Genomic DNA, 26,364 nt, shown 5'->3' on the forward strand with positions numbered 1-26,364 from the left:
GCTAAAATAAGGTTGGAGTAATAGATTCACGTCCTTTGCGACGCGAGGTTTCTTGGATTAGTGCCTTTAATTCTTCTTGGAAGTCGCTATAAGCGCTAGCGGCGAGATCTGGATCTTTGAAGATGTTTTTATAGATTTCGTATTTGGCCCGCGCTTTGATTAGTCCTGAAGCTTCTGTAAGCCATGGGCTGGCAATAGCTGAGTTTGTCACAGTAAAGCGGCGCGGTGCCATGACAAGACGGATTCTATAATAGGTATCGGGTGTTGGATAGAGACGTATTTTTTGGTTAAAAACGCAATATGCGCGCGGGGCGCCCTTCTGATTTGCAGGGTGTGGACCGATATAGGGATTGCTATCGCCAAGAAGTTCTAGTTCTTCATTGGTTTTGTGATCAAGTAAGTGGTTTCCTTGGCTTGTTTGCAGATAAAGGTGGGTAATGGCAACGGCATCAGCTATATTGGGCTCATCAATCCGTCCATACCAATCTTGCCCAGGGTATGCGATGAAAAAAACGTCGCGGCTTTCATTAAAATAAAAGGGCTCACGGGCGCAAAAACGTATAGCATCAGATATATAACGCTCAATTTGTTTTTCATAGTTGCCATTTATATCATCTATCTCATCTTTAAGAATATTTATAAGATCCTTAAACTCAAGATAGGGATCCTTTAGGTTGCTGCTCGGGGGGCGGGGTATATTTTCTGTCATGATTGCCTCTTATTGGGCGGATCGCTAAAAGAGATGCTATTCTTAAGGCGGAAAGTGTGCAAAGCTGCAAAATATGCGAGAGAAACCATGTCATTTCCCTATGGAAACGACATGGTTGAGATCACAGCTTTTAGAGCGGTGCGGCGTAAGTGCTTATAACAATTGTGGCGAAATCTTGGGCAGCGAGGGAGCTCTTTGTTGATTTGAAAACGGTTTTTTTCATTCCGATCAAAGTCTTAGCAGCAACCCCCAATTCGCGCTCATAATCAAAAAGCTCTTCTACTAATCGATAACGGGTGGGGCCGCTATCACGTCCAAAGGCAACGACCCCCGCTTGGGCGCCTAGTAATACAGCCCGACGCGTATGTCTAAGAGAGTTATAGGGGAATTTTATTCCTACCCCTACGGTTATGTGTTCTGCTTCACGCAGAACCACCCCGTTGTACATACCGAGCGACCCATCAAAAATAGGATTTTTGGAGCGTGAGCCGCTATAAGCTGCTTTGGTAATATCAAGCCATTGGCCGGCATTTGTATTTGTGCGTAAGGCGGTGACCTGGGTAGGGTGTAGGTAGAGTACATAGACACTTTCGCCCTCTACCCGAACGGGGCGGATTTTGGGGTTAGCTAATTTTGCGCGCTCTACGGCTTTGTCAATGAGAGAAAGATTAAATGCATCATCAGGGGTGAGATCTTCTTCACTTGTTTTGTTACCCGCAATGATATGCCGTTCTTTGCTAGGGGCTGTCGGTTCATTGAAGCCATAATGCACCGGTTTGAGAATGATATCTTGGCCTTCAAAATTCATTGTCTTCGAAGTATAGCCACACATATGAGTGAAGAACATCAAGGATAAACGATCGCTATACCAATCAACAAGCCCATCTTTGGCTTCAACACGCAGATTAAAAAGCGCCCGCTGCTGATCTATAGTACCTTCATTTTTAACGCGTACGGCGTGAGCTAATTCATTAATACGTACTTGGTCAGATAGGGTGGTGAGGGCTTCTTCCCTACCTTCAAGGTTCATTCCTTCTGATACACCTTCGCCAATCAATTGGGCGCGTAGTCCGAAGCTAACATTATCGCCTGCCGACTTTTGCGTTTCGTCTTTCAGCTGTAAAATATGATTGCTACCAACGCCGATTAACGGAGCGATTGCCGTTGCTTTAGAAACTTCTGCAGCTAGTTTTTTTGACCATGAACGAACCGCTAGGGCGTCGTTGACACTAATGGTTGTGATAGCCATATTGGCCTCCTAATTTGGTTTGGGAAAAAGTTCGCTTAACGCCGCGAGCGCAGCCCTGCGACCGGCAGGGGACGGGGAGAGTAACGCTTCCCAGCGTAGCCAAAGGCTTGCCTCATAACGGGAGGCACCGCCTCGCTTAACGCTGCGAGGGGCGAAGTTCGTAACATATTTAGAGGGATAATGCTTGATTTTGGGTCTCTATTGCAATGCACGCACCGTAATTACTAGCAGTTCAGGCACGGCTTACTTATTGCAAAAAGGATCTATCCGCCCATTAGCTTTTGAAAAATTTTTTCGTTTCGGGGATCACTAATCCAAAGAGCGAACTCATTATCACTCATTCTATCAAGGGCTTCTAAGGACAAAGGTTCAAGAGCTGGGGCGCCATTGAGAGAGGAAAGGGTTTTAGCGGCATTATGGCGCGCTTCAAAATGAGCGAGCGTGCTATCCTCCCTATCTTCAAGAACTTTGTCATTTTGGTGATTTTGTGAGGAGCCTTTATAACCAGCTCGGATGGCAAAATCGTAAAGCAATTGCGCGGGGTTAATGGCATTATGCGCTGCTTCGTTTATGAGATCTTTGAGTTCTTGGGCGATATGATAATCAATTTGGTTTTGATCTTGGAATCGTGGGTAGGCACTACCTAAAGCTGCTAGTTGTTGGCTACGCTGATGATAAAGGAAATTGGCTGCTTCATCAAAATCAGGCCATTGGTTTTTGGCTTCTGTAACTGATTGCTGGAAATAAGCGCTCAAGCTTTCAGCTTGTTGCTGGGCTTGTTGTTGAGCCAAGTTTTCTGCTGTTAGGCGGCGCTGTTCGGCTAACTGCCGCCCCATCCATTTGGTATATCCGAAAAAGTCTTGCTCGGGGTCAGGCATGGGATCAGAGATAGAGGTACTATTTTGGCTTGTGACGGTAAAGTCGCGGTTGCGATTTTCTGGCGGTGATTCCGCGGAGGTGGAGCTAAAATTCAAGCTTTGGGCAAGGCGGAAGCGTTCTTCGAGCCGCGCTAAAGCAGCCTTAGCCATGGCGGCTTCAGATTGCGCTTTTTTGCGTTCACTGCGTTCTTCATGCAGGGCAGCATGTGGAACCATGCGGTTTCTTTTTGGTTCATTTTCGTTTTTATTTTCTGACGCGGATGTAGGGTCTATCGCATTTTCATCGCTCGTTTTGGTGGAGGTTGTTTGCGAATTTGCTTCTATCTCAAGGCCTTGAGCTGCAAGATAGTCTTGTTCTTCTTGGGTATAGGTAGGTTCTTTATCCATGATTATTCCTGATGTAGTGTTGTGTTTTGTAGATTAAGCGTGATCCATTACGGCTTAGCTATTGCGTGTGTTAAGCGGCTCAGCGTCTATCGGTAGCTGGGTTTGTGTTGTTTTGGCTTGTTGAAATTTTTGAATCCAGCGATCTACTATGGAGGCAGGCAGAGGGGAATAACGCAAGATATCCAAGCTCATTTCCGGGGTCATATAGTCTTTAAACAGAGGTAATATTTGGTTGATAATTTCAAAATTACGCTCTTTTTCATTGGGACTTGTTGGTGCGTCATCAACGATAATATCATAAGCACTATTGGCTAAATCTTCCCGTACAAGCGGTACATAGCGCTTCTTATCTTGACCTACAATATGGATAAGTCGCCCGTCGGAGAGGTAGTTTTGAATCAGATAAAGCATTATCTGACCTTGACGTTTACGATAGCGACGCAAAGAGTCAAATAAAGTGGCTAAAAGATTAAGCGATGATTGCCGCCGCTGTTCTTCTAAAACCCCAGGTTGGTTAACTTCACGGTTACCAACAAATTCGGGCGATAGCCCTGTTGATTGCCATATTGCTTCCTTAGCTTCATTAAATAGTTGGAAAAATCCAACTGGGAATTGTGCCGTAGGTTTTGGTTGGATACGACCGCTGGTAACGGCACCAGATTTTGTCCAAGTGATAGTATCAGCGCGGGCCCAGCTGGTTTCAGCTTGACGGTCATCATCAAATGCGCCGCGTTCGGCCATGATTCCGCCTTTAGATTGGCTATTGAGGAGGTACATAACTTGACTGAAATATTTGTTCGCCCAGCGTTGGGGGTCTTTGGTGGGGCGGACAATGCCATAATATAGTTTTTTACCTTTATCAAAATAACCCGTTATACATTCCCAACCCAGTTGACCAAAGGGCACTAACGGCTTATCGGGAGGAGCTAGGAGACTTTTGCCTAAAAAAGCGCGGCGTACGCTTTTACGGGTAAGGCGCACGGCTTGCAGGTGAGGAGCCTTTTCAAGGGCGTATTGATATTCTGTTTCGCTGTATTCGCGTATTTCGCCTGTTTGAGGATCGCGACCTTTAAAATAGGGTTCACGTTCAAACCAGCGACATTCTACTAAGGTAACCATACGGCGTCGCATGTTTAAACTGTATTCCGCATCGCTAACATTCGCTTCGTAAGCACTTTGATAATCCCCATTGATATTTTTGGCCCAATAGGCGTCAAGCTCTGACCAATGGTGGTTAGGAAACATTTCTCGTGCTACTTCTAGCGGTTTTTCATCAATATACCAAAGGCGGTTAGCATCGACCAAATTTGGTTTGATAGCGGAACTATCCCAAACCATCTTAAGCGGGTCAAGGCGAGCGATTACGGGCTCCCCATCGGGGTTATTTTCGTAATCAAGCCGCGTATCTGTCCACCCCATGCCGCAAATAACTGTATCGGTAAATGCTTCGGAATCTTCATATTCTGCATCGGCTTGATCTCTAAACCATTCGGCCGCTCCAGTCAGAAGCTCGCTGGCTTCGGCTTCTCCTATACTACGGGGGACAAATTGCACACGGCGCTTATTATTGCGTTCAGAGCCGATGACAGCATTGCAATACGGTTGAAGGTCATAACAGGGCGCTTTTGATCACGCAGAAGGCGCAGATCTGCTTCATCCCATTGGTCACCATTATAAAACGCATAGTCTTCGCGCGCACTTTGCCGCCATTCACTTACATGGTTGATATCTTCTTGGAACCAGCTAATCAGCGTTTGTGCTAAATTGTCGAGATTATCTGTTTGTTTCATTTTATTCTGCCATCCAAGATGTTGTTGAAGAAGCGTGTTTTGCATATCTTTTGCGCGGCGGTGGCTGTGATGCATCACCCAAATTTGGTTGTTCGTAGGCAATTGCTAAAAGACCAAAACTATCGGCGGCATGGCTTGACCAGTCATGTTCAGGGCCTAAGCCTATATCGCGCTCTTTGTCGCGTTTTTCGTGGTAATAGGCCAAAGCATCCCGCCCTGCTTTTGTATTGGCTTCATGGAAGCGAAAAGCAGGGAAAAGTCTTCGTACGGCCTCAATCCGTAATTTTGCTGCTCCTAGCCCTTGGTTAGCAATAATCTCTACTTCAAAGCCTGCCGTTCGTAAGGCGCTTTCAAAACTCACATCATGAACCCGATCGCGCGTAGCACCGTCATGAGGTAAAATCATTATAGCTTCATGATAATTATTATCTTTTAGCCACGCGACATGGCTTGCTAGGGGCTGTCCCTGGGCTTCATAATAATTGAGTACACGAATTTCTTTACCTACAAATTGAGCAATCCATATGCTGGTGGCGTCAGCCCGCGCCCCTGTGCCACCAATATCCCAAAAGGCGCGTATGGGTAAAAAGGGCTCGGCTTCCAAAGGGCCAATATGGCCATTTTGGCGCGTTTCTTCGAGATGACGGGCATAATAGGCACCTTCATGAATGTTAAGGTAGTCCCCTTCCCAAATATGGGGGTAGTGATCAGGGCGCTCAAGCAGATCAGCGCGGCGATCGCGTTCAAGTTTTTGCGGAAAGCAAGGGTTGTCGCGCCAATTGATCTCGGCTTTTTTGATATTTGGGTTTTGTGAAGCGCGAAAGCGTTTTTCCACAGCGGCGTTTTTGCGCAAAGGGTTCCATGTGACCCATAATTCAGCGTTCCAATCCTCACCTTCTTCGCGCAAGGTGGGGATTAAGGTTGACCAAGCCCGCTCACTCACGGGCTCTGCTTCATCTACCCAGCATAAAAGGATCTGTCCCATGGATTTGACACTCGCGATATTGCGGTCAAGACCAATAAAACTATAAGAAATGCGCCCATCGCGAGAACGAATGTATTTTTCTCCTATCTCAAAATATTTATACAAGAAGCTATGGGCTCTAATGGCGTGTTTGATTTCCGAAAGCGAACTTTCTTCCAAAGAATTTTGAAATTGACGGGCACATAAAATTGTGCCGCGCAGACCCGCCTTGCCGTATTGATAAGCTTTTACAGCGCTCATTAAAGCGAAAGAGCGCGTTTTCCCTGAACCACGCCCCCCCCAAGCTACGCGAACATCGGCACGCCCAGAAAAAAGGGGAAGCAATTTTGGTATAAGGGCAATTTGGACAATACTCATGAAAGCCTCTTGAAGAGAGGGCAAAATTTGCGTCTACAAATAGGTAGCTTCCCCGCTTTGCTTTATGTGTACAAGCAAGATATTAAGGGTTTTTTATTTCATGGGGGCAGAGGGGGATCAGTTCAATCTTTTCAATTTTGCTATTATCAGCTTTATCTTCTTCTGCTTGATAAGGTAGAGCTTTCCCTAATAAAGTCATAAAGGGATTAGGGTTCTTTAGGGCTTGGTGCTTAAGATAAGAAACCAAGCCCTCAGAGCCTAATTCATCACCCGCATGTGTGGCGGCTTGTAATAGAGCGGATAAAAGGAGCGGAGTAGGGTAGCTTTTGCTTCGCGATTTTATTTTTCGTACTGGTTGATCTTCTTGCTGTTTTTGCGGGCGGACTGCCGCTAAAGGGCTTTTTGCCATGCAAAGTTTTGATCCTTATAAAGTTATTAATCATTTGCCCCGCTTATCTATTGCTAAATGTTAAGAAAGGCGGGGAGGGGTGAAATAAGTAAACTTCCGATGCATCTTGGTTTTTGCGTCAAATTTGAACACAGTTCCAGTCATGATCTAATGGTCACTTAATATTTTTGACGTAGCTTCTGTCAAGAAAAAATGGCGGTGAAGATGATTAAGCGCAATGCGTAAGGGTCCTAAAAGATGCGGTAGGGTACGATCCTCTAAGATAAGATATTGAATGGCGGCGTAAATATTTTCTCCAGGGTTATCAAACTGCGCGTCTCGCAAACAGTCTCGTGCGGCTTTCCATTTCTTTTCTGTTTGTTTAATAAGAGCTAAATGTGTGGCTTCATCAACGGGACAACCAGTATTTTCATAGTGGGCACCAGGCAAGCCCTTAGCACGCAAATATTGCTGATAAAGAGCCATATACTTTTGAGCGGCGTCATATTGATTTTGACTTATCCCCTCTTCATAGCCCTTAAGGTAGAGGCGACCAATATAGGTTGCGGCAAGCGGGTTTTTGGCATCTACTAAGGAGAGACTATGATGCTTGGCTCGCATTTTAATGGCTAGAAGATCAATAGGCTCTCTTTGCGCTTTAGCGCGCGAAATGCGGCCGTTAGGCTCACGTGTTTTTCCTTCAATACGGGGGCGGCCGCGGCGTTTTCTGATTTGTTTTATAACAGCGGTGCGAGGTGACTGCCTCATGATAAACTCCTATATAATGGGGCCAAAGATCATTGGTTGGAAATATCCTTTCTAAGAAAGAAAAAATACTGCTTGCATGAAGCTATACATAGCTTTCTATTGATTTATACAGCTTGTATGCAGAAGCAAAAATAGCTATGGTAGAGCTAACAACTGTCCCATAGTTGGAAATATACGCAGAAAAATACAACTATTCAAGCGTAAATTTACAACTATTGCACTTTTGGGTAAAATTTTGTGAAGGGTCATGGGTAAATTAAAGAAAATTATTGAAGAGCGTTTAAGGATTGCGGGGATGGGCCCCGTAGAAGCCGCAGTTCAGGTGGGACTTGAACGTGGGTTTATTCGTGATTTTTTGGTGGGACGCAAAAAAACCTTCAGGCCTGATAAATTAGACTTGTTGTCTCGCGCTCTGCGCATGGATATACGTGAATTAATGGTATATATCCAAGAAGACGCTCGTGCTGCGTCGGCGGGCCGAACAGAGAACAGAAGCATTGAGCGAATTGCACTTACACAAAAGGGAGCCATACCGCAGGGGGTAGAGGCGTGTTTATCTCATAATTTTTCTGAGCCAGCTAACGGGTCTTTTTTGGGGCCTGTAAATTTCAATCAAACTGCTATGATTCCCGTTTATGGGCAGGCGGTGGCGGGTGAGGATGGGCAGTTCATCCTAAATGGCAATTTTTTATATAGTGCTCTGTGTCCGCCGCAATTATCATCTACTAACGGCGCTTATGGCGTGGAAGTTAGTGGTGATTCGATGGAGCCTCGCTATAGTGACCGTGAAATCGTTTATGTTGATCCAAAGCGCCGCGTTGTGCGTGGTGATTATGTTGTGGCACAAATTTTGATAGATGAACATTCTGCGCCTCACGCTTATGTAAAGCGTTTTGTTAGCCATAATGCTAAAGAACTGGTGCTGGAGCAGTTTAATCCAGTCAAACAATTGCGCTTTCCCCATGCAAGGGTTGTATCGGTTCATTATATTGCTCTGGCGGGTACGGCTCCTCAAGGGTAGTATTTTTACTGCGATTGCAATAATAAAGCGGCCCAAAGGGCCGCTTAAATTTTTAGTTACCTTAGATTAGGCGAGGGTTGAAACTTGCCGACGGCTTTCTTGGCCAAAATAGCCAGCTATAGTACTAACAAGCGCGCCAATAAGGCTAGCTATAAAGCCCCACCAGCTAATACTGCTGGCGGTGGAAACCGCTTGGTCAGCTGTGTCACGGGCGCTTTCCGCAGCATTATGGATACCTGCGGCCAATTGGTCAGTTTTATCTGAAAATTGGTTTAAGGCATATTTAATGTTCTTGTCAGCGCTTTGGTAAAGGTTAATGGCGCGATCAGCGGTTTTTTCTGCTTGAGCACGGTCCATTCCGTTGTTAACAAGGCCGTTAATCACATCGTCGCGGTCAATATTTTTGCTAACTATACTGGCACGGTTTTTGAGTTTTTGCGCAAGATTTTTTAAAATGGTTTGGTAGTTTGAAGGTTCATTAGCCATGGCTTTTGCGGCGTCGGTGATCTCATCTTTTGCCCAATTATATTGTTGTTGCAAATAATCAGGGTTGAGAGCAGGGGAATCACTCTGCGCTAAAGCATTGCGTAAATCGCCACGCAATTTATCTAAATCAATAGCGTTACCATCCCTATCACGAAAGATCTGCGCAGCCGATTCACCCAAGGTAGAAAGGGCATCTCCAGCAGTTCCTGCCAGACCGCTTACAGCGCTACCAGCGGCTGATGCTGCGCTTGAAACAGTTTTCGCTCCTAAATGGGCGGCGGAAGAAAGCAACATGGATGTTTGAATAGTGACAATTAGCATGAAGAGCGCCCAAGCCAAAAAGCCGTGGATAACACCCGCACGCCCCGCTAAGCGACCCGCAACAAAGCCGCCAGCCGCCAGCCCCAAAACGAGTACAATTGCTGAGCCTAGACCCATAGATGTGAAAACGCCTGAAAAGGGCGAAGAAGAATAAAGATCGACTTGCCATAACCCTAACGCCATGACAAGAAAAGAAAAGGTGATTGCTACAGAAAGCGCCGTAACGAGACCCGCAAAGACAGCGGACCAAGACATAGCTTCATAGAATCGGGTAATATGCGTTCGTTCCATGCTTTGTCTCCTAATAGATGACTTTGGGCCGCTCTTAGCCATCAGCTGACCCGTACAATAGAACGCTTGAGAAAAATTTATGTTCCAATTATGGGCAGAATTTATTACCCTATATCCGTTAAAGGCGGAAAAGCGCCGCTAAAATGGCTAAAATATATTAATTTTAATGGATTTTGGCAAATTCGTGGCGATCTTTTTATTGCTAAATGGTTACTTAAATCGCATGGTTTTGAAGCTTTTTTGATGATAAGCTGCTTGTGTGTTTTAATGTGGAGTGGGCAAACGCTTTTTAGCGAACATCGGGTTTGGCGCACGAGGTTTAATTCGTTTGTAATGCTATAAATAGCTTGTATCGAAGATACTGTTCAGGAAGAAGGAAATAGAGTTAATAAAAGCTTTCTATGAAAATGATAACATTCTGGTTATAAATTGATTTAAGGAGAAAGTTTATAACATATTGTTTTATTTTATTTTTTAGTATCTTTATCTATGTCATAGCGTAATGGATGTGGTTTTCCAAAGTTAAATTATTTCACTATTATACCAACAGCTTTTTGTAATCCCTGAATCAAACTTATAATATTTTCCAAATTTTTTTTATGTTGCATTTTTATTACAGCTTTCTTTTTTAAAATGATGTACGTAGTATTGTATCAATAATTGATTAGCAGTCAGGATATAAATATGAGACTTATTACCGCTCTTTCTGTTTCTGTAGCCGCGTTAGTTAGCGCTTCTTCAGTTTATGCAGCTGATATTGTTGCTCCAGCCCCCGCAATAGCACCTTTAAAAGTACAACCTAGCCAAGTGATTGAGGCGCCTGCTTTTTCATGGGAAGGATTTTACCTTGGTGTTCAAGGAGGGATGAAATTTAGTGATGAAAGTGGTGTCAAAACCGATGCCAAGAAGGACGAAGGCAATAAAGGCAATAACAATAATAATTTACAGGCTGATAAAGACAAGACAAACGATGACAAGTCTGCTTCTAGCAATATTTTTGGCGGCGCATTCGCTGGCTATAACGTTGACTTAGGCAGCGGTCTTATCTTTGGTGTTGAAACAGATTTAACTATAGGACAAGCAGGGAAAAACTCTGTAGCATTTGCGCCAAAGGATGTAACAGATAATTATAAATTTAAAGATAAGGAAGCTAAGGCAGTTGTTGATAAATTTGTTCTTCCAGAAGCTGATAAAACGAGTTTAGAGAACTACCTTAATGGTAAAGATAAGAAGGCAAAGGATTCCGCGGAGGCTGATGTTTCTCGTGTTCTCAAAGCTACCAAAAAAGGTGGCGCTGACTTTACTCAACAATGGGCTGGGGCAACGCGTGTACGTCTCGGGTTCGCAGTAGATCGCATTATGCCTTACATTGCTGGTGGTATTGCTTACACATCCGTAACCGCAGATGCTAAAGCGCATGATGAAGCTGTTGCTGGTCCAGGTGCAGGAGCTGACCCTAAGTCAGCTGCAGATGCCCGCAAAGATGCCGGCTTGCAGGATAAATATGTAACAGCGGATGCAACAGATAGTGGCGTTTCAAACACCTTGGTTGGATTTAGCATCGGTGGTGGTGTAGACTTTGCCGTTGCTGATAACGTGTTGTTACGGGCTGAATACCGCTACACAGATTTTGGTGATAAAGAATTTAACTTCACAAAAGCTGATACTAAGGTTAAATACGGAAGTCAAAACCAAGACGTTCGTGTAGGCGTAGCCTTTAAATTCTAATTCTACCTAGGTAGGATGAAAAACATTCGCTTTCTTTGGTCTGTGTATGATAGATCTTAGTAGCTATGTAAAAGCCCCATGGTTTTCATGGGGCTTTTTGCATAGCGGCTCTTTTTTTGCTTTCGCTCTTTGTTCTTAGCATGGCAGGCGACATTGAGATTTATGTAATTTTGTCAAGTCAATTGACAGATGCTTACCTCTTGCTTAATAAATAAATATTGCCCAGATGGCGGAATTGGTAGACGCGCAGGTTTCAGGTACCTGTGCCGCAAGGTGTGGAGGTTCGAGTCCTCTTCTGGGCACCAAGCGCCAATAAAATCAAACGCTTAGTGAAAAATTTGGGAATTGTCCGGGCTTTAGCCTTTTTTGAGATTATCCTTTATTTTTTATCGCTTCAAGGGTTATTCGGCTGCTAGGGTTTTCGATATAACGAGATGCCATATTACCATTGGTCTATCAAAAATAGCTTTCGGTTGGGCAATAGTTGTTTCTGAGTTTACCACCTGCATTATCGCTAATTCGCGTAAGCCATGGGCAGATTTTTAATGTCTCCGTGAAACAACTTGCCATATCGATTATCTTTTTAATACTAAGTTGTTATCTAATTATTTCCAACTGTTGTGTTTTAGCAACTACCATTAAGTTCAAGCGCCCTACTTGTTTACAAGTGTACGCATTGTGCATTTTACAAGGGAGTATATTATGCGATTGAAATATTTTATTGGTGCATCAACCATGGCAATGGTTTTGGCTGTTTCAGCACAAACAGCCGATGCTGCTGATGTGATTGTACCTGTTACGCCATCTAGGCCAGCGGTTATTGTGCCACCGCAAGTGCCTGCTGAATCTGCCTTTTCATGGGCGGGCTTTTATTTAGGAGCAGAATTAGCAAATGGCTGGGGTCAGTTTTCTCTTGACGGTGGGGGTTTGCCTGCACCAACTGGGAACTTTTCTACAAAAGTAAATGGCTTTCTTGGTGGAGTTTTTGCGGGATATAATGTCGTTTCCAATAACGGTCTCGTTTTTGGTGTAGAAACCGATTGGGGCTTTTCTCAAGCTAAGGGGCAGGCTAATAGGAAATTTGCGCTACCGACAGCTCCTGATCAAGCGCCTCCACCTGAGCCCTTTTACTTGAATGAAGATATCACGGTACAACAAAAATGGCTTGGGGCGACACGCGTTCGTTTGGGTTTCGCAGCAGATCGGCTCTTGCCCTATATTGCTGGAGGTGTAGCATATACACGCTTAGATGAAAAACAAAAGACCTTTGATGACTACGCTGAGCCAGACAGCGGCGCTGGTCCTGATCTTAGTCAAACTTTAGTTGGTTATACGCTGGGCGCTGGTTTTGATTATGCGCTTAGCAAAAATTCTCTTGTGCGGCTTGAATATCGCTACAATGGTTTTAGCAAACAAAAATTAGATAAAGATACATTTGGGCGCGATTTTACTTATAGTAGTAACGATGTTCGCGTGGGTGTTGCCTTTAAGTTTTAAAACCGACCACACTTCCATTATTTAGGCTTAACCCCGGTCCTTTTTGACGGGCCGGGGTTATTTTTGTGTGTTAGGCATCTTAAAAAGCCTTTTTAAGTGAGCAATTGTTTATTTTGGATTGTTGAATCAGCATGTAGGCGATAGATAAGCGGCACGCCCGTTGCTATCTCTTTTTCCATGATTTGTTCTGGTGTCATCCCTTCTAGGGCCATAATAAGGGCGCGTAAAGAGTTGCCATGGGCGGCTACCAAAACAGTTTTATTGCGTAAAAGATGTGGCTGAATGGTATGAAGATAATAAGGCCACACCCGCGCCCCTGTATCGCGTAAGCTTTCGCCTTCAGGCGGAGCCGTGGTATAGGAGCGGCGCCAAATGTGTACTTGCTTTTCCCCCCATTTTTTACGGGCGTCATCCTTATTAAGCCCAGATAGGGCGCCATAATCGCGTTCATTGAGCGCTATATCTTTAATAGGGTTAAGGTCTTCTTGGCCCATTTGTGTTAAAATATGGGTGCAAGTGGTTTGAGCTCTTTGTAGCATGGAGGTAAAAGCTACATCAAATCTAAGACCCAAAGCGTGCAGTTTTTGTCCAGCGCTTTTGGCCTCTTCGTGACCTTTTTGTGTCAAGTCGGGGTCGCGCCAGCCAGTAAATAGATTGTTCAAATTCCATTGGCTCTGTCCGTGGCGAACCAGTACAAGAATACGGGACATAGCGCCTCCTAGGGTTTGTCGTTTAAATTAAGAACATCCATCATTGTGTAAAGTCCAGGCTTTTGTTTTTCAGCCCAACGGGCTGCGTATAGCGCCCCCTTAGCGAAAATAGCGCGATCTTGAGCAAAGTGAGAAAGGATAAGTCTCTCATTTTCTCCGGCAAAGGTTACGCTATGATCACCAACCACCGTTCCTCCTCGTGCGCTACTAAACCCAATGGCTCCGCTAAGGCGTATCCCTTTCGCGCTTTCAGTTTTGATTGCGGTTAAATTTGTTCCGCGGCCATGTGCCGCTGCTTCACCTAAAAGGAGCGCGGTCCCAGATGGTGCATCCACTTTGCGTCGGTGGTGCATTTCATAAATTTCAATATCAAACTCATTTGGACCAAGTAAGGCGGCAGCCTGTCTAACAAGCCCCGCCAAAAGGTTGACACCAAGGCTCATATTTCCCGATTTTACGATAGGGCTATGGCGGGCTGCGGCGGCAATTTCTAATTCTTGTGCAGTGGTAAAACCGGTAGTACCAATAATATGGGCAATGCGTGCTTGGGCGGCATAAGCAGCATAAGTCAGACTCAACGCTGGGGTGGTGAAGTCAATAACCGCATCACTTTGCAAAATCGCTTCTAAGGGGTCATCACTAATTAAAACCCCTGTTTGCGCGCTACCGACTAGAAGAGATATGTCTTCACCGACAAGGGCTGTGCCTGTTCTTACGACTGCAGCGCTAATTGTGAACCCATTTGCGGTAGCGGCTTTTAAAAGGGCGCGTCCCATTTGTCCATTGGCACCCATAATCGCAATTCGCATTGCTCTTCCTTTCTGATCCAGCGGCTAGAGAATTTGCCGCTATGTTTAAAGCGCATTTTCCTGTTTGGATAAGTTAATTAACAACCCTCATCTTGAGATAAAAAAGTTTTGCTATAAGGCATTGTCATAATTATTAAAAATCTAGATCAGTATAATGATTGCTTGGGGCGAGGCCGCGAATACGGTCAGAAAGAAGGGGGCGAAAGCTAGGACGCGATTTTAATCGCATATACCACTCGCGTAGAGCATTATAGTCATTCCATTCTACTTCCCCCATAAAGTCAAGGACAGAAAGGGCAGCGGCGGCAGCGAAGTCGGCGTAAGAAAGTCTTTTGCCAGCCAACCAATCGCGGGATGCTGCCAGCCAATTAAGATACTTCAAATGGGGGCGAATATTAGCGCGTGCGTGGCGCAGAATCTGAGAATCAGGTGCTCCGCCACCAATGGCGAGGGGCATTTCGCGTTTGTAAATTCTTTCGCGTACAATGGGTCGCGTGACTTCACTTTCAAATTTATATAAAAACCAGTCAACAAGGCGCCGGACTTCGGCGCGCTCTAAGGGGTTTTCTGAGAAAAGTCTCTGTTCCTGTCGTAGAACACCCCGCGTTTCATCTAAATATTCATAAATTACCAAAGCTCCTGCTAAGGGTACCTCTCGCTCTGCTAGCAAAACCGGCAGATGCCCCGCTGGATTAAGCGCCAAAAATTCACGCCGCCGCGCCCATTCATATTCTTCAAGTAGATGCGCATGAAGATCATATTCGTGAAGAAGCAGCCGAATAAAGCGAGAAGGAGAAGACATGGGATAATGGAAGAGCGTCAGCATCGTTTAAAGCCATTTGATCTATGATTTCACTTAATCTCTTATGCCAAAAGAAGCTTAACTACAGCTTAAAATCACACATAGGTTAGGATGTGGGCAGTATCATCCTTTAGTTGACGGCTTCAAGGATGGCAGTTTGTAAAGCTTCAATGCCTATTTCTTCATGGGAAGATGTGGTGAGCAAAGCAGGATAAGCGGCAGGACGCTTAGCAATGGCTGCTTTGGTTGCCGTTTGTAAATTAATCAAGGGTGTGGCACCGATCTTATCAGCTTTTGTAAGAACGATTTGATAAGAGACAGCGGCTTTATCTAGTAAATCCAAAATTTCAACATCGTTTTTTTTGATGCCATGGCGGGAATCGATCAAAACATAAACTCTTTTTAAGGTGGTCCGGCCGCGCAAATAGGTAAAGACTAGTTCGGTCCAAGCAACAACTTGCTGCTTGGGAGCTTGGGCATAGCCATAGCCCGGCATATCCACTAAGGCAAAGGGGGGCAAATCATCGCCCATACCGCTATAGCCGGCTGGAACAAAATAATTGAGTTCTTGGGTGCGACCTGGCGTATTGGAAGTGCGCGCTAAGCCTTTATGCCCAACGAGAGCATTGATAAGTGAAGATTTTCCTACATTTGAACGCCCAGCGAAAGCAATTTCGCTGGGTCCTTCAGGTGGTAGAAATTTCATACTTGGTACAGAGCGGATAAACACCCAAGGCTTAGGAAATTTATAAAGAGGGGAAGATGACACTATTCGGACGCCTCTTCTTTAGGCTTTTTGCGGAAAAGCCCTTTGAGATTATCCCATAATTCGACCTTTGCTCCAGCGCGTTTCATAATAATGCTTTGTTGAATAATAGAAAGTGAGTTATTCCACGCCCAATAAATAACAAGCCCTGCAGGGAATGCAGCCATTGTGTAGGTAAAAATAATTGGCATCCAAGTAAAAATCATCGCCTGTGTGGAATCGGCGGGAGCTGGTTGCATGCGCATTTGCAAAAACATGGTGATCCCCATCAAGATAGGCCAAGCTCCAATCATCAAAAAGGCGGGCGGCGTATAGGGAAGCAAGCCAAAAAGATTAGCAATAGAGGTGGGGTCTGGGGCTGCAAGGTCGTGAATCCAACCAAAGAATGGTGCGTGCCGCATCTCAATAGTGATATAGAGCACCTTATAAAGGGCGAAGAAAATAGGAAATTGTACTAAAAGTGGCCAACATCCCGCAAGCGGGTTAATTTTTTCGCGTTTATAAAGTTCGGCAGTCGCTTGTTGCAATTTTACGCGGTCATCTTTGTGTTTTTCGCGAATTTCAGTAATAGCGGGCTGTAGCATGCGCATACGAGCCATAGATTTATAGGATTTGTTGGCCAGGGGAAAGAGTACAGCTTTTAAAATGACTGTAACTAATAAGATTGCTACCCCAAAATTGCCCGTGAATTTATATAGGCCATCTATTAGTGCAAACATAGGTTTAGTGATAAAGTTAAACCAGCCCCAATCAATCAAAAGTTCAAATTTGTTGATCCCAAGGGATTTTTGATAGGCGTTGATAACTTCTACCTGCTTGGCGCCTGCAAAAAGGCGGTTAGTGATGGTTGTCGTTTGGCCTGGAGCAATCGCATAGGGCTTGGAACGCAAGTCGGATTGATAATGGGTGTTTAGGGTATCAAAATAGACAAAACGGCTTGTATATTGCTCTGTTTGAGGGGGGATAGCTGCTACCGCCCAATATTTATCGGTAATCCCAATAAAGCCGCCTTCATTGTTTTCAAATACTATTTCCTTTTGCCCTGTGGTGGAGTTGGGGTCAAGTTTCTTTAATTCAGTATATTTTTCCGTTTCAAGCGTGTTTCCGGCCACCCCAATCATACCTTCGTGCAATAAATAGGTTGCATTCGTGTGGTCAGGCGGGGCAGCACGCGCTACGCGGGCGTAGGAAACAAGCTCTATAGGTTTTGTGCTGGTATTGGTCACACTGTCGGTGATAGTGAACATATAATGTTCATCTACCGCGATTTTTCTTTGGAAAATTTGGCCGCGGCCATTGTCATATACTAACATCACGGGGGCTTGCGGCGTTAGGACTGTATTTTCACCTTTTACCTCCCAACGTGTATTGTATTGCGGCAATTGGTCAGCAGGTAGATCTTGGCCCGTAAAGCCAAATTCTGCTAAATAGGTGGATTGGGTTCCGTTGGGATTGAGGAGAGCAATTTCAGGAGAACTTTGGTCAACGGTTTCATGGTATTTTTTTAAACGTAAATCATCAAACTGACCACCTACTAAATTGATGGATCCACTGAGTTCGGGTGTATTGATCGTTATCCGCGGGGTGCTGGCGATGAGCTCTTTACGTGATTGTGAGGTTGTGAGAGCGCTTGTTTGGGGCACGGCAGCAGTGGAGGGAATGGCATGGGAGGGCGTATTTGTAGCCTTTTCTACGGTTTGCTGTACTTTTTGTTGTTCTGCTAATTTAGGCTTGATAATAAAGAATTCCCAACCGATCATAATAGCAAAGGAAAGTCCTATGGCGATAAAAAAATTGCGATTATATTCCATGTATCTCAATCCTCGTTATTGCGAGCGGATGCGGCGTTCTAATTCTTTTATTAAGTCTGCAAAAGGTGCGTTTAATGTGCTTTTACGAGCCACAATCACATAATCTGTGGCTTGGGGTGCTGATGCGGCTTTTTGATCAAAAAATGCATGTCGCACTGCTTCCCGCAACCGCCTTTTTATGCGATTACGGATCACAGCATTGCCGTTTTTTCTTGTGACTGTAAAGCCAAAACGAGCAGGGCGCAAAGAATAAGCCTCATTATCTTCGGCGTTTATTTCTTGCTTGCGTGCTTCAAGAAGGAAAAACGGCCCCCGTCGTTGTTCTCCCTTACGCACAGCCAAAAACTCAGCGCGCTTACGCAAGCGAAAACGTTTCTTGTCGCCCATTAAAATGATTCCATGCGTTTAGCAGTAAGGGTGCGCAAATTATGCGGATAGACGCTTGCGTCCGCGCGCCCGGCGGGCTCTTAAAACTTGGCGGCCACCTGGGGTTGCCATACGGGCGCGAAAGCCATGGCGGCGTTTGCGCACAAGTTTGGAGGGTTGGTAAGTACGTTTCATTTATTTTAATACCGCGGCGTGCGGCCCTTCTTGGTTCTAGAGCATCAAGACAATTTCCTTAAAAGGCTTGCGTGCGATGCTCGTAAAGATTGGAACAAGCCCGCTCTCACGGGTTGCGATTTTATAAGGCCAATGCCTGCTAGAGTCAAGGTTTGCTAAACTTAGGATTTACAGTTTAACATTCTTGTGCGGCGGTTGTTGACGCTAGGTGTGTTTCTCTTTAGATAAAAAAGAAAAGTCAATGAAAGGAAACCCTGTGTCCGCTATTTATCGCGATGCGGTTTTGGCCGCCCTACGGACTCTCAAGGCACCTGATGTAGTTGAAGGTTGTGACCAGCCCAATGATATTGTTTCAGCTGGTCTTGTTTCTGAAATTTTCATTGCCAATGGAAAGGTCTTTTTCTCTATCATTATGGGGGGGCCGGACAAGGATCTATCCCAACATTCTGTTTATGAAGAGCTACGCCTTGCCGCTCATAATATTGTGATGGATTTGCCCGGCGTTCAGGCCGTGATGGTGAGCTTGACTGCTGAGCGACCCATTGGGGCTTCAATCGCTACGAAAGAGGAAAAAGTTTTGGGCCACAAAAAGCGTGCACCTACTAAAGCTTCCCTTGCGGGCGTCAAACATATTATTGCTATTGCTTCGGGTAAAGGCGGGGTGGGGAAGTCCACTATGGCGCTAAATGTAGCGCTGGCTCTGAAGGCTCGTGGCTTGGCGGTGGGATTGATGGATGCAGATATTTACGGCCCTTCTTTGCCGCGTCTATGCGGACTTGTAGACAAGAAGCCTTATTTAAGGAAAGATGAGCGCTTTAATCCATTAGAGGCTTTTGGCCTAAAGCTAATGTCAATGGGTTTTTTGGTTGAGGAAAAGGAGCCTATCATTTGGCGGGGGCCAATGGTGATGGGCGCGATTGGCCAATTATTGCATGGCGTCCAATGGGCACCCTTGGATATTTTAATAGTAGACATGCCGCCAGGAACCGGTGATGCTCAGTTAAGCCTTGTACAAAAGGTACCTTTATCAGGGGCGATCATTGTTTCTACCCCACAAGATCTTGCTTTGGTGGATGCTTTTAAAGCGGTTGCTATGTTTGGTAAGATGGGGGTGCCGCTTTTGGGTCTGATTGAGAATATGAGCTATTTTATTGCGCCTGATACAGGCAAGCGCTATGATATTTTTGGGGCAGGAGGTGCAGAAACAGCCGCACAAACTCACTCTATTCCTTTTTTGGGCGCGGTGCCGCTTGATCCAGCGTTGCGAGAAGGGGCTGATTTGGGAACACCTCTTATTTTAAGAGAGTCGCACAGCTTTCAAGCACAGCTTTATGCTCATATTGCTGAGCAATTGGCTGTGGTTTTAAACTTATAGGAGATTGGGATGGCGTTTGAAGATTTGAAAGCGGAAAGTGCTGTTTTATTTGAGGAAATTGTAAATAAGCTAGAAGGGATGTCTCTTTCTGCGGATTTGGTAGAGCTTGAGAAAAAATTGGAGTGCGGCTTTGATGCATAACTCTCTAGTACATGGGCTTGCGCAAAATGCGCAAGCGGCGCGTGAGCGTTTGATTATCGGTTTAGATGTATCTAATGTAACAATGGCTGAAAAGCTTGTCTTGACATTGGGCGAGGATGGAGTGTTTTATAAAATTGGCTATCAACTAGCTTTTTCGGGCGGGCTTGGTTTTGCTGCTGAATTGATTCAAGGCGGTAAAAAAGTGTTTTTAGATATGAAGCTTCTGGATATTGAAAACACCATTAGCCACGCGGTTGAGAATATCGTTAAAATGGGCATCCATATGACAACTATTCATGCTTATCCCAATGCTATGTTGGCAGCGACAGAAGCCGCTAAGGGGAGTGAGCTTTGTTTATTGGCGGTAACGGTTCTAACGGCGATGGATGATGTTGACCTTAGCGCGGTGGGCTATCATCAATCAGTGGAAGATCTTGTTTTACAGCGTGCCACTCAAGCTAAATTGGTGGGCATGGGCGGCATTGTTGCTTCTGCTTTAGAGACAAAACAATTGCGTGATAAATTGCCTGCTTCTATGGCTTTGGTCACTCCAGGCATACGCCTCGCGGGTAGCGCGATTGATGATCAAAAGCGCGTTGCTACCCCCCGTTGTGCTCTGAATAACGGAGCCACCCATTTGGTCATGAGTCGTCCCATTATTAAGGCTGAAGATCCAAGGGCGGCATTGCGCGCGGTTTTGGCTGATATGGTGGTAGGATCTCCTTTTTAATGGATAACAAGAGCTATACGATTGATCAATATACGTATCACGCGCCTGCACTTGAAGCTGGGCTTTATCTTGTTTCAACGCCTATTGGTAATTTGTTAGATATTTCTTTGCGCGCTTTGGCGGTTTTGGCGGGGGTCGATTTTTTGGCTTGTGAAGATAAAAGGGTGACAAGCGTTTTGCTTGCTCGCTATGGTATTCGCCAAAAAATGCTAGCTTACCATGAATATAACGCCAAAACTAGCGGATCTAAAATCCTTTCAATGCTTCATGACGGGCGAGCGGTGGCTTTGGTTAGCGATGCAGGAACGCCGCTTATCTCCGATCCGGGTTTTAAGCTTGTGGAAGAAGCGCGACAAGCAGGCGTTAAAATTATTCCCATTCCGGGGGCTTCAGCTTTGCTTGCGGCTTTGACGAGTAGCGGTGTGCCTAGTAATGGGTTTTTCTTTGCGGGGTTTTTGAGCCCAAAAGCTATAGCACGCCGCGCGCGCCTTGAGGAGCTAAGGCGATTAAAGACTACAATTATCCTATATGAAGCGCCGCATCGGGTTCAAGAAACCTTACGTGATTTGCTTGATATTTTTGGCCCTGAGTGTAAGGTTGCACTTTGCCGTGAATTGACAAAGCGCTTTGAGACTGTGGACCAAATGGCCCTTAAGGATTTAGCTGAAATTTATAGTGAAAAAGCACGTATTCGCGGCGAAATCGTTTTGGTAATTGGTGCCTCACCTGAGGTAGAAATAGTTGATGAGATAGCCATTGATAGGCTCTTAAAAACACTTCTGGAGCAATATAAGCCAGCGCAAGCCGCAGCGCAGGCGGCAAAAATCACAGGTCTGCACCGAAAAGAGCTCTTCCAACGTCTTCTTACCTTAAAAGCCAATTCAAAGGTTTAACTCTTTTGCTGGGGGGGGGCATGGTTAGTGGCCATTGATTTTCAAAAGGGCTTGGTCAAAGGCGTGGCGCATGGCTTTGCCCCCGCCCTCTTCAATGAATTTTTCGGCGATGAATTCATTGGTGCCGCCTTTGGTAGAAAATTCGCGTTCGAGGGCTAGAAAGTCTACCGGTTTTATCAAACTCGCGGGTTTTTTCTTTTGCATTTCATGACTTAAATTTAAAAACATTTGTGCTAAAAAATGTCCTGATAAAGCTGTTGATAAGCCTTGCTCAACTAACCAATCTTGAGCACAGCGGAGGATGCGAAAATAAAGTCCCATCAGGGAGCCGGCGGCCATAAAAGGAGAAAATTGCGCTTCATTATCCAATAAAATTGTGCCGCCTAAAGCATTAAAAATGGTTTCTAATTGAGGGTGTGGTGGATAGAGCGGAGTTGGGTGCTCACCATTTGCAACGAAGGGCAGGGGAACAGCGCGATAAACGGTTTGTCCAGACCAAGCTTCAAGATCATTGCGGTTAGCCATAGCTAAAAAAGAAACAATGATTTGTTCTCTACGCCATTCCATAGCCTGCATAATTTCAGGGGCAATTTGACTTCGCAAGCAGATGAATACAATATCGGATGCATCTACAACTTCTTGATTGTCTGAAGCGACAGCCACAGTTTCATAGGCCGCCTTTAGCGCATGGGCAATCGCTTCATTACGAGGCGATACGGTGATTTTTTTTATCGGAAGCTTGGCTTTTATAATGCCATCAATCATGGCGCGCGCAATGGTGCCAGTGCCTAAAAATCCAAGTCTCATTCTTGCTCCTGTTTGTTATGTAAAAGTGGGGCGGGTTTGTGGAAAGTCATAGCTTTACAAGGAAGAAAAATAAAGCACATTAAAACCGCTTAGCTATATAGCGGCGAAGATTTTTTGATTGCGTGTTTTTCGCCCCTCTGTCATCACTAAGGGCTGTGAGCACGGATAGCGAAGCTATTAAACAGGAGGCAAGGGGAAGACTCATGATGACGTTGCGGCAAATTCGCTATTTTATTGCTGTGGCAGAAAGCGGGTCTATCGCTCTAGCCGCGCAAACAATTTTGATCTCGCAATCAAGTCTTACTAACGCTATTCAGCAATTAGAAGATGAGCTAGGTGTATGCCTTTTCGAACGTCACGCGCGGGGGATGAAACTGACCTATCATGGTAATCAATTTTTGCGACAAAGCCATATTATTCTCTCTACCATTGAAAATGCCAAATTAAGTCTACACCCAGCTTCACGACAATTGCAGGGCACATTGACCTTAGGGGTAACAAGCCTTGTTGCCGGTTATTACCTAGCTGATTTGATGTTGCGTTTTCGCCAAGTTCACCCCGATGTTGCTATAAAAGTGATAGAAGATGAGCGGATTTTTTTAGAGCATTTATTGATCAATGGCGAGGTGGATGTAGGAGTGATGATCATTTCTAATTTAGTAGATCGTTGGGCCGTGCATACCGAAACACTCACCCATTCGCCACACCGCCTTTGGTTGCCAGCGCTTCATCCTTTGTTGGAAAAGCCTAGCATTTCCTTAAGCGATATTGTCGCTGAAGATATGATTGAGTTGGAAGCGGATGAAATGCAGGATTTTACCCGAAAAATTTGGACACGCGCCCGGTTGGTTCCCAAGGTAACTTTGCGCACTGCTTCTGTCGAAGCAGTGCGCAGCCTTGTTGCTACAGGTGCTGGGCTGAGTATCCAGCCAGATATGACGTATCGGCCTTGGTCTTTAGAAGGCGATATTATTGAAGCACGCCCTATTGCTGATTCGACTGAACCCTTAGATATCGGCTTTGCGTGGCGGCGTGGCTCACCACCTAACCCGCTTCTTGAGGCATTTATTAATATTGCTCGCAATAGGATGAATGAACAACGCCATATTTAATCATTCGATAAAAACGAATGCTATTATTATTTTTCGGAATGGAAAAAGGCGTGGAATGGGCTTAAGGTAAAAAAGGCTAAGTTATGCGTTGGGAGGCGTAGCCTATGGGAAAAAAGGTGCCCTACGGGGCGGAACTTGCTTTAGAGGTAGAGGCGTTTATTCAAAAGATTGGCGTTGCGCCGCGTTTTGCATCTCCTCTATATTTGCAACCCCACCATTTATCCAATGACTTTCATCAGGCAGATGGCGTAAGTGCAACAGCTGAACTAGCGCAAAAGACTAGCGGCGGCGATCCAGAAATTGCTCTTATTAATCCCAAAGACGAAACGCTGCTCTGCCTTTTATCTGAAGCGTCTTTTCAACAAATTGATGAGTCAGTATTAAGAGCCGCCGCTGCTTATAAGACTTGGCGTAATGTATCTCCCCAAAAGCGTGCTGCTTATCTCTTAGCCATCGCAGATGTGATTGATCACCATGCCGCAATATTAGCAGCGCTTGAGGCGCTCAACTGTGGAAAGCCTTATAAGCAGTGCTTTCAGGATGAACTTCCCGCCGCTGCAGATGTTTTTCGTTTTTTTGCTGGCGCAGTGCGTTGCCAAAATGGGGTGGCTGCGGCGGCCTATGTGTCAGGCCATACGAGCTGGCAAACGCGTATCCCTCGCGGGGTAGTGGCAGCTATTGCCCCTTGGAACTACCCGCTTTTGTTAGCGGCTTGGAAAATAGCGCCTGCTTTGGCAGCGGGCAATGTGGTGGTCTTTAAACCTTCGGAGCTGACCCCGCTCTCTATGCTATTCTTGGCTCCTAAATTGGCGGAAATCCTTCCCGATTCTGTTTTCACCCTTATCGTTGGTGGGGAAATGGCGGGAGCAAAGCTTGCTCAGCATAAAGCGGTGGCTATGGTATCTTTAACAGGCGATATTAGCACAGGGCAAAAAGTTTTGGGTTATGCTGCTCATAGTTTAAAATACACCCATTTAGAGTTGGGCGGTAAAGCGGCGGTAATCGTTTGTGATGATGTTGATGTAGAGGGCACGGCGCAAAAGATTTGTTTTCATGGTTATTATAATGCTGGCCAAGATTGTACTATTGCTTGTCGACTTTACGTACAAAAATCTATTTACAAAGAATTTGTTGCTGCTTTTGCCCACTATGCGGCCGCTATGCGTTATGGTGAGATGGATGATGATCTTAATGATATTGGCCCGCTAATTAATGCGCGTCAGCGCGATCGTGTTGCTGCTTTTGTAGCCCGTGCTACTAGTTTGCCCCATATAGAAAATTTAACGGCAGATTTACACGTGCCACGAAAAGGCTTTTTTCATCCACCTACTTTTTTGGCTCATTGCCACCCCGACGATGAGGTTGTGCAAAGAGAAATTTTTGGTCCTGTGGTTACCGTTAGCTCGTTTGAAAACGATGAAGAGGCGATTGGGCTCGCTAATGCTTCAATTTACGGGCTGGCTTCTTCCGTGTGGAGCCGTGATGTAAACCGCGCGATGTATATTGCGCGGCACCTTGATTATGGGACTACATGGATCAATACGCATTTTACATTAGTAAGCGAAATGCCTCATGGTGGTTTACGTATGTCTGGTTATGGTAAAGATTTATCATTAGAAGCACTTCGTGAGTATAGTGTGGCGCGTCATATTATGGCGCGGCATGAATGTTAAGAAGATAAGGAGGAAAGAATGCGTACTTATATTTCTATTGTAAGCAGCGTCGCTTTGTTGGTAGCGCCTTTGGCGAGTACGGCTGCACAAGCTGAACTCAAAAATAAAATTGGCGCGGGTGAAGGGGCTTTGTCTATTGTAGCGTGGCCTGGTTATATTGAACGAGGTGATAGCGACCCAGCTTATGATTGGGTTAGCGAATTTGAAAAAGAGACGGGCTGTATAGTCAATCTAAAGACAGTCGCAACTTCAGATGAAATGGTAAGTCTTATGGCACGGGGTGATTATGATCTCGTTACCGCTTCGGGTGATGCTTCTTTACGGTTGATTTATGGTAAATACGTTCAACCCATTAATACTAAGCTTCTTAGTAATTGGTCAACTATTGATAAGCGGTTCATTGATGCGCCTTGGTATGTGGTTAAGGGTCAGGCTTATGGAACGCCCTATCAATGGGGACCTAATCCTTTATTATACAACAAGAATGTTTTTAAGACGCCGCCCAAAAGCTGGGATGTAATTTTTAAAGAGCAAATTTTACCTGATGGAAAGTCAAATAAAGGGCGGGTACAAGGCTATGACGGTCCCATTTATGTGGCCGACGCCGCGCTTTATCTCAAATTTATTGATCCTTCTTTAAAAATAACAGATCCTTACCAGTTAACAGAAACACAATATGCGGCAGTGCTTAAAATTTTACGCGCCCAACATCCATTGATCCACCGTTATTGGCATGACACTACCGTTCAGATGAGTGATTTTAAAAATGAAGGTGTGGTAGCTGCTAGTGCTTGGCCTTATACGGCTAACGGTTTGAAGGCTGATAAACAGCCTGTAGCTACGACTATTCCGCAAGAGGGGGTGACGGGTTGGTCAGATACGACTATGATGAACGCCCGCTCTAAACACCCTAATTGCGCTTACAAATGGATGAATTGGTCTCTAACCCCAAAGGTGCAGGCAGCTGTAGCTTCGTGGTTTGGTTCAGTACCAGTAGTATTGGCCGCGTGTAAGGGTAGTCCACTTTTGGGTCCAGATGGCTGCAAAAATAACGGTCTTAATGATTTTGATAAAATTTGGTTTTGGCGCACCCCCCAATCAGAAGGTGGTAAATATGTTCCCTATAGCCGTTGGACTCAAGATTTCATTGCGATTATGGGCGGGCGGTAACTGCGCTTTATAACTCCGTTTGGTTGTTTTTTATGGGCGTGCGTTGCAAGCCTATTTAAAAAGGAGAAAACATGGCACAGGCAATGATAGAGGGAATAGATATGACTTCGCCTTTACAAGCCAAGACGCTACCCTCGCATGCAGGGGTA

The 26,364-nt window shown here is 45.2% G+C and carries 27 protein-coding genes, 1 tRNA gene and 1 pseudogene; 12 read left to right on the forward strand and 17 right to left on the reverse strand.

Features of this window, described 5'->3' with window-relative positions; all coding sequences use genetic code 11:
• Position 1: 1 nt before the first annotated feature.
• The 8 genes and pseudogenes from ACK28X_RS02720 to ACK28X_RS02755 all read right to left on the reverse strand — a co-directional run bounded on the left by ACK28X_RS02720 (position 2) and on the right by ACK28X_RS02755 (position 7,511).
• Positions 2-709 (reverse strand): hypothetical protein, encoded by a 708-nt coding sequence (locus ACK28X_RS02720; protein WP_412058129.1) that lies wholly within the window; start codon positions 707-709, stop codon positions 2-4.
• Positions 710-839: 130 nt separating this feature from the next.
• Entirely contained in the window at positions 840-1,958 is a 1,119-nt protein-coding gene (locus ACK28X_RS02725; RefSeq protein WP_412058130.1) for a N4-gp56 family major capsid protein, read from the reverse strand.
• A 35-nt stretch (positions 1,959-1,993) separates the two neighbouring features.
• Positions 1,994-2,125 carry a hypothetical protein gene (locus ACK28X_RS02730; RefSeq protein ID WP_412058131.1) on the reverse strand — a complete coding sequence of 44 codons (132 nt, stop codon included), beginning with the start codon at positions 2,123-2,125 and terminating at the stop codon, positions 1,994-1,996.
• Positions 2,126-2,221: 96 nt separating this feature from the next.
• Positions 2,222-3,223: a hypothetical protein gene (locus ACK28X_RS02735; protein WP_412058132.1), complete on the reverse strand. Its 1,002-nt coding sequence runs from the start codon at positions 3,221-3,223 to the stop codon at positions 2,222-2,224.
• A 54-nt stretch (positions 3,224-3,277) separates the two neighbouring features.
• Positions 3,278-5,013: pseudogene (locus ACK28X_RS02740) on the reverse strand (portal protein).
• A 1-nt stretch (position 5,014) separates the two neighbouring features.
• Positions 5,015-6,355, reverse strand: coding sequence for a PBSX family phage terminase large subunit (locus ACK28X_RS02745; RefSeq protein ID WP_412058133.1), 1,341 nt, complete (start codon positions 6,353-6,355; stop codon positions 5,015-5,017).
• A gap of 82 nt (positions 6,356-6,437) precedes the next feature.
• Positions 6,438-6,764 carry a hypothetical protein gene (locus ACK28X_RS02750; protein WP_412058134.1) on the reverse strand — a complete coding sequence of 109 codons (327 nt, stop codon included), beginning with the start codon at positions 6,762-6,764 and terminating at the stop codon, positions 6,438-6,440.
• 147 nt (positions 6,765-6,911) lie between these two features.
• Positions 6,912-7,511 carry a hypothetical protein gene (locus ACK28X_RS02755; protein ID WP_412058135.1) on the reverse strand — a complete coding sequence of 200 codons (600 nt, stop codon included), beginning with the start codon at positions 7,509-7,511 and terminating at the stop codon, positions 6,912-6,914.
• A 247-nt stretch (positions 7,512-7,758) separates the two neighbouring features.
• Here ACK28X_RS02755 and ACK28X_RS02760 point away from each other — a divergent pair, with 247 nt between their 5' ends.
• Positions 7,759-8,532: a S24 family peptidase gene (locus tag ACK28X_RS02760; RefSeq protein ID WP_412058136.1), complete on the forward strand. Its 774-nt coding sequence runs from the start codon at positions 7,759-7,761 to the stop codon at positions 8,530-8,532.
• 66 nt (positions 8,533-8,598) lie between these two features.
• Here the strand turns inward: ACK28X_RS02760 and ACK28X_RS02765 are convergent, their stop codons facing one another.
• The gene (locus ACK28X_RS02765) at positions 8,599-9,630 is read right to left on the reverse strand and encodes a DUF3792 domain-containing protein (RefSeq protein WP_412058137.1); all 1,032 of its coding nucleotides are present in this window, start codon (positions 9,628-9,630) and stop codon (positions 8,599-8,601) included.
• A 66-nt stretch (positions 9,631-9,696) separates the two neighbouring features.
• On the opposite strand from ACK28X_RS02765, the gene ACK28X_RS02770 reads away from it, so the two are divergent.
• From ACK28X_RS02770 to ACK28X_RS02785, 4 genes are all read left to right on the forward strand, one after another.
• Positions 9,697-9,972: a hypothetical protein gene (locus tag ACK28X_RS02770; RefSeq protein ID WP_412058138.1), complete on the forward strand. Its 276-nt coding sequence runs from the start codon at positions 9,697-9,699 to the stop codon at positions 9,970-9,972.
• 342 nt (positions 9,973-10,314) lie between these two features.
• A complete protein-coding gene (locus tag ACK28X_RS02775; protein WP_412058139.1) occupies positions 10,315-11,358 on the forward strand; it encodes an outer membrane protein in 1,044 nt (347 codons plus the stop codon).
• 220 nt (positions 11,359-11,578) lie between these two features.
• A tRNA-Leu gene (locus ACK28X_RS02780) sits at positions 11,579-11,663 on the forward strand.
• Between the two features lie 397 nt (positions 11,664-12,060).
• Positions 12,061-12,855: an outer membrane protein gene (locus tag ACK28X_RS02785; RefSeq protein ID WP_412058140.1), complete on the forward strand. Its 795-nt coding sequence runs from the start codon at positions 12,061-12,063 to the stop codon at positions 12,853-12,855.
• Between the two features lie 92 nt (positions 12,856-12,947).
• On the opposite strand, the gene ACK28X_RS02790 is transcribed toward ACK28X_RS02785, so the two are convergent.
• The 7 genes from ACK28X_RS02790 to rpmH all read right to left on the reverse strand — a co-directional run bounded on the left by ACK28X_RS02790 (position 12,948) and on the right by rpmH (position 18,314).
• On the reverse strand, positions 12,948-13,565 hold the full coding sequence (locus ACK28X_RS02790; protein WP_412058141.1) for a 2,3-bisphosphoglycerate-dependent phosphoglycerate mutase: 618 nt from the start codon (positions 13,563-13,565) through the stop codon (positions 12,948-12,950).
• Between the two features lie 8 nt (positions 13,566-13,573).
• Complete coding sequence (gene dapB, locus ACK28X_RS02795) at positions 13,574-14,374, reverse strand: 4-hydroxy-tetrahydrodipicolinate reductase (RefSeq protein WP_412058142.1); 801 nt, start codon at positions 14,372-14,374, stop codon at positions 13,574-13,576.
• 133 nt (positions 14,375-14,507) lie between these two features.
• The gene (locus ACK28X_RS02800; protein WP_412058143.1) at positions 14,508-15,200 is read right to left on the reverse strand and encodes a glutathione S-transferase family protein; all 693 of its coding nucleotides are present in this window, start codon (positions 15,198-15,200) and stop codon (positions 14,508-14,510) included.
• Between the two features lie 106 nt (positions 15,201-15,306).
• On the reverse strand, positions 15,307-15,945 hold the full coding sequence (gene yihA, locus ACK28X_RS02805) for a ribosome biogenesis GTP-binding protein YihA/YsxC (RefSeq protein WP_412058144.1): 639 nt from the start codon (positions 15,943-15,945) through the stop codon (positions 15,307-15,309).
• Complete coding sequence (gene yidC, locus ACK28X_RS02810) at positions 15,945-17,753, reverse strand: membrane protein insertase YidC (protein WP_412058145.1); 1,809 nt, start codon at positions 17,751-17,753, stop codon at positions 15,945-15,947. The genes yihA and yidC overlap by 1 nt, the downstream gene beginning before the upstream one ends.
• A 15-nt stretch (positions 17,754-17,768) precedes the next feature.
• Positions 17,769-18,140 (reverse strand): ribonuclease P protein component, encoded by a 372-nt coding sequence (gene rnpA / locus ACK28X_RS02815; RefSeq protein ID WP_412058146.1) that lies wholly within the window; start codon positions 18,138-18,140, stop codon positions 17,769-17,771.
• A 39-nt stretch (positions 18,141-18,179) separates the two neighbouring features.
• The gene (gene rpmH / locus ACK28X_RS02820) at positions 18,180-18,314 is read right to left on the reverse strand and encodes a 50S ribosomal protein L34 (RefSeq protein WP_412058147.1); all 135 of its coding nucleotides are present in this window, start codon (positions 18,312-18,314) and stop codon (positions 18,180-18,182) included.
• 256 nt (positions 18,315-18,570) lie between these two features.
• Here rpmH and ACK28X_RS02825 point away from each other — a divergent pair, with 256 nt between their 5' ends.
• Genes ACK28X_RS02825 through rsmI form a run of 4 tightly spaced genes read left to right on the forward strand, consistent with a single transcriptional unit; the run spans position 18,571 to position 21,453 of the window.
• Positions 18,571-19,689, forward strand: coding sequence for a P-loop NTPase (locus ACK28X_RS02825; protein ID WP_412058148.1), 1,119 nt, complete (start codon positions 18,571-18,573; stop codon positions 19,687-19,689).
• A 9-nt stretch (positions 19,690-19,698) separates the two neighbouring features.
• Positions 19,699-19,830 (forward strand): hypothetical protein, encoded by a 132-nt coding sequence (locus ACK28X_RS02830; RefSeq protein WP_412058149.1) that lies wholly within the window; start codon positions 19,699-19,701, stop codon positions 19,828-19,830.
• Entirely contained in the window at positions 19,823-20,560 is a 738-nt protein-coding gene (pyrF, locus tag ACK28X_RS02835; protein ID WP_412058150.1) for an orotidine-5'-phosphate decarboxylase, read from the forward strand. Before ACK28X_RS02830 ends, pyrF begins: the two co-directional genes overlap by 8 nt.
• Positions 20,560-21,453, forward strand: a complete 894-nt coding sequence (rsmI, locus tag ACK28X_RS02840) for a 16S rRNA (cytidine(1402)-2'-O)-methyltransferase (protein WP_412058151.1) — start codon at positions 20,560-20,562, stop codon at positions 21,451-21,453. The genes pyrF and rsmI overlap by 1 nt, the downstream gene beginning before the upstream one ends.
• Positions 21,454-21,477: 24 nt before the next feature.
• Here rsmI and ACK28X_RS02845 read toward each other — a convergent pair whose 3' ends face one another.
• Complete coding sequence (locus ACK28X_RS02845; protein ID WP_412058152.1) at positions 21,478-22,260, reverse strand: pyrroline-5-carboxylate reductase; 783 nt, start codon at positions 22,258-22,260, stop codon at positions 21,478-21,480.
• 203 nt (positions 22,261-22,463) lie between these two features.
• Between ACK28X_RS02845 and ACK28X_RS02850 the strand changes: the two genes are divergently transcribed.
• From ACK28X_RS02850 to ACK28X_RS02860, 3 genes are all read left to right on the forward strand, one after another.
• On the forward strand, positions 22,464-23,372 hold the full coding sequence (locus tag ACK28X_RS02850; RefSeq protein ID WP_412058153.1) for a LysR substrate-binding domain-containing protein: 909 nt from the start codon (positions 22,464-22,466) through the stop codon (positions 23,370-23,372).
• 104 nt (positions 23,373-23,476) lie between these two features.
• A complete protein-coding gene (locus ACK28X_RS02855; RefSeq protein WP_412058154.1) occupies positions 23,477-25,045 on the forward strand; it encodes an aminobutyraldehyde dehydrogenase in 1,569 nt (522 codons plus the stop codon).
• A gap of 18 nt (positions 25,046-25,063) precedes the next feature.
• Entirely contained in the window at positions 25,064-26,215 is a 1,152-nt protein-coding gene (locus ACK28X_RS02860; RefSeq protein ID WP_412058155.1) for an ABC transporter substrate-binding protein, read from the forward strand.
• The last annotated feature ends 149 nt before the right edge of the window (positions 26,216-26,364 follow it).

Origin of the sequence: Bartonella sp. DGB2, from assembly GCF_046843095.1 — a bacterium.
Taxonomy (GTDB): Bacteria; Pseudomonadota; Alphaproteobacteria; order Rhizobiales; family Rhizobiaceae; genus Bartonella.

Bases quoted from the DNA above. Each gene is read 5' to 3' on its own strand.
- ACK28X_RS02845 (WP_412058152.1), bottom strand. From the start codon at position 22,260: ATGAGACTTGGATTTTTAGGCACTGGCACCATTGCGCGCGCCATGATT.
- rpmH (WP_412058147.1), bottom strand. From the start codon at position 18,314: ATGAAACGTACTTACCAACCCTCCAAACTTGTGCGCAAACGCCGCCAT.
- ACK28X_RS02775 (WP_412058139.1), top strand. From the start codon at position 10,315: ATGAGACTTATTACCGCTCTTTCTGTTTCTGTAGCCGCGTTAGTTAGC.
- ACK28X_RS02755 (WP_412058135.1), bottom strand. From the start codon at position 7,511: ATGAGGCAGTCACCTCGCACCGCTGTTATAAAACAAATCAGAAAACGC.
- ACK28X_RS02750 (WP_412058134.1), bottom strand. From the start codon at position 6,764: ATGGCAAAAAGCCCTTTAGCGGCAGTCCGCCCGCAAAAACAGCAAGAA.
- ACK28X_RS02720 (WP_412058129.1), bottom strand. From the start codon at position 709: ATGACAGAAAATATACCCCGCCCCCCGAGCAGCAACCTAAAGGATCCC.
- ACK28X_RS02855 (WP_412058154.1), top strand. From the start codon at position 23,477: ATGGGAAAAAAGGTGCCCTACGGGGCGGAACTTGCTTTAGAGGTAGAG.
- ACK28X_RS02725 (WP_412058130.1), bottom strand. From the start codon at position 1,958: ATGGCTATCACAACCATTAGTGTCAACGACGCCCTAGCGGTTCGTTCA.
- ACK28X_RS02735 (WP_412058132.1), bottom strand. From the start codon at position 3,223: ATGGATAAAGAACCTACCTATACCCAAGAAGAACAAGACTATCTTGCA.
- yidC (WP_412058145.1), bottom strand. From the start codon at position 17,753: ATGGAATATAATCGCAATTTTTTTATCGCCATAGGACTTTCCTTTGCT.
- rsmI (WP_412058151.1), top strand. From the start codon at position 20,560: ATGGATAACAAGAGCTATACGATTGATCAATATACGTATCACGCGCCT.
- ACK28X_RS02790 (WP_412058141.1), bottom strand. From the start codon at position 13,565: ATGTCCCGTATTCTTGTACTGGTTCGCCACGGACAGAGCCAATGGAAT.
- rnpA (WP_412058146.1), bottom strand. From the start codon at position 18,140: ATGGGCGACAAGAAACGTTTTCGCTTGCGTAAGCGCGCTGAGTTTTTG.
- ACK28X_RS02800 (WP_412058143.1), bottom strand. From the start codon at position 15,200: ATGCTGACGCTCTTCCATTATCCCATGTCTTCTCCTTCTCGCTTTATT.
- pyrF (WP_412058150.1), top strand. From the start codon at position 19,823: ATGCATAACTCTCTAGTACATGGGCTTGCGCAAAATGCGCAAGCGGCG.
- ACK28X_RS02760 (WP_412058136.1), top strand. From the start codon at position 7,759: ATGGGTAAATTAAAGAAAATTATTGAAGAGCGTTTAAGGATTGCGGGG.
- dapB (WP_412058142.1), bottom strand. From the start codon at position 14,374: ATGCGAATTGCGATTATGGGTGCCAATGGACAAATGGGACGCGCCCTT.
- ACK28X_RS02730 (WP_412058131.1), bottom strand. From the start codon at position 2,125: ATGTTACGAACTTCGCCCCTCGCAGCGTTAAGCGAGGCGGTGCCTCCC.
- ACK28X_RS02830 (WP_412058149.1), top strand. From the start codon at position 19,699: ATGGCGTTTGAAGATTTGAAAGCGGAAAGTGCTGTTTTATTTGAGGAA.
- ACK28X_RS02765 (WP_412058137.1), bottom strand. From the start codon at position 9,630: ATGGAACGAACGCATATTACCCGATTCTATGAAGCTATGTCTTGGTCC.
- ACK28X_RS02850 (WP_412058153.1), top strand. From the start codon at position 22,464: ATGATGACGTTGCGGCAAATTCGCTATTTTATTGCTGTGGCAGAAAGC.
- ACK28X_RS02860 (WP_412058155.1), top strand. From the start codon at position 25,064: ATGCGTACTTATATTTCTATTGTAAGCAGCGTCGCTTTGTTGGTAGCG.
- ACK28X_RS02785 (WP_412058140.1), top strand. From the start codon at position 12,061: ATGCGATTGAAATATTTTATTGGTGCATCAACCATGGCAATGGTTTTG.
- ACK28X_RS02745 (WP_412058133.1), bottom strand. From the start codon at position 6,355: ATGAGTATTGTCCAAATTGCCCTTATACCAAAATTGCTTCCCCTTTTT.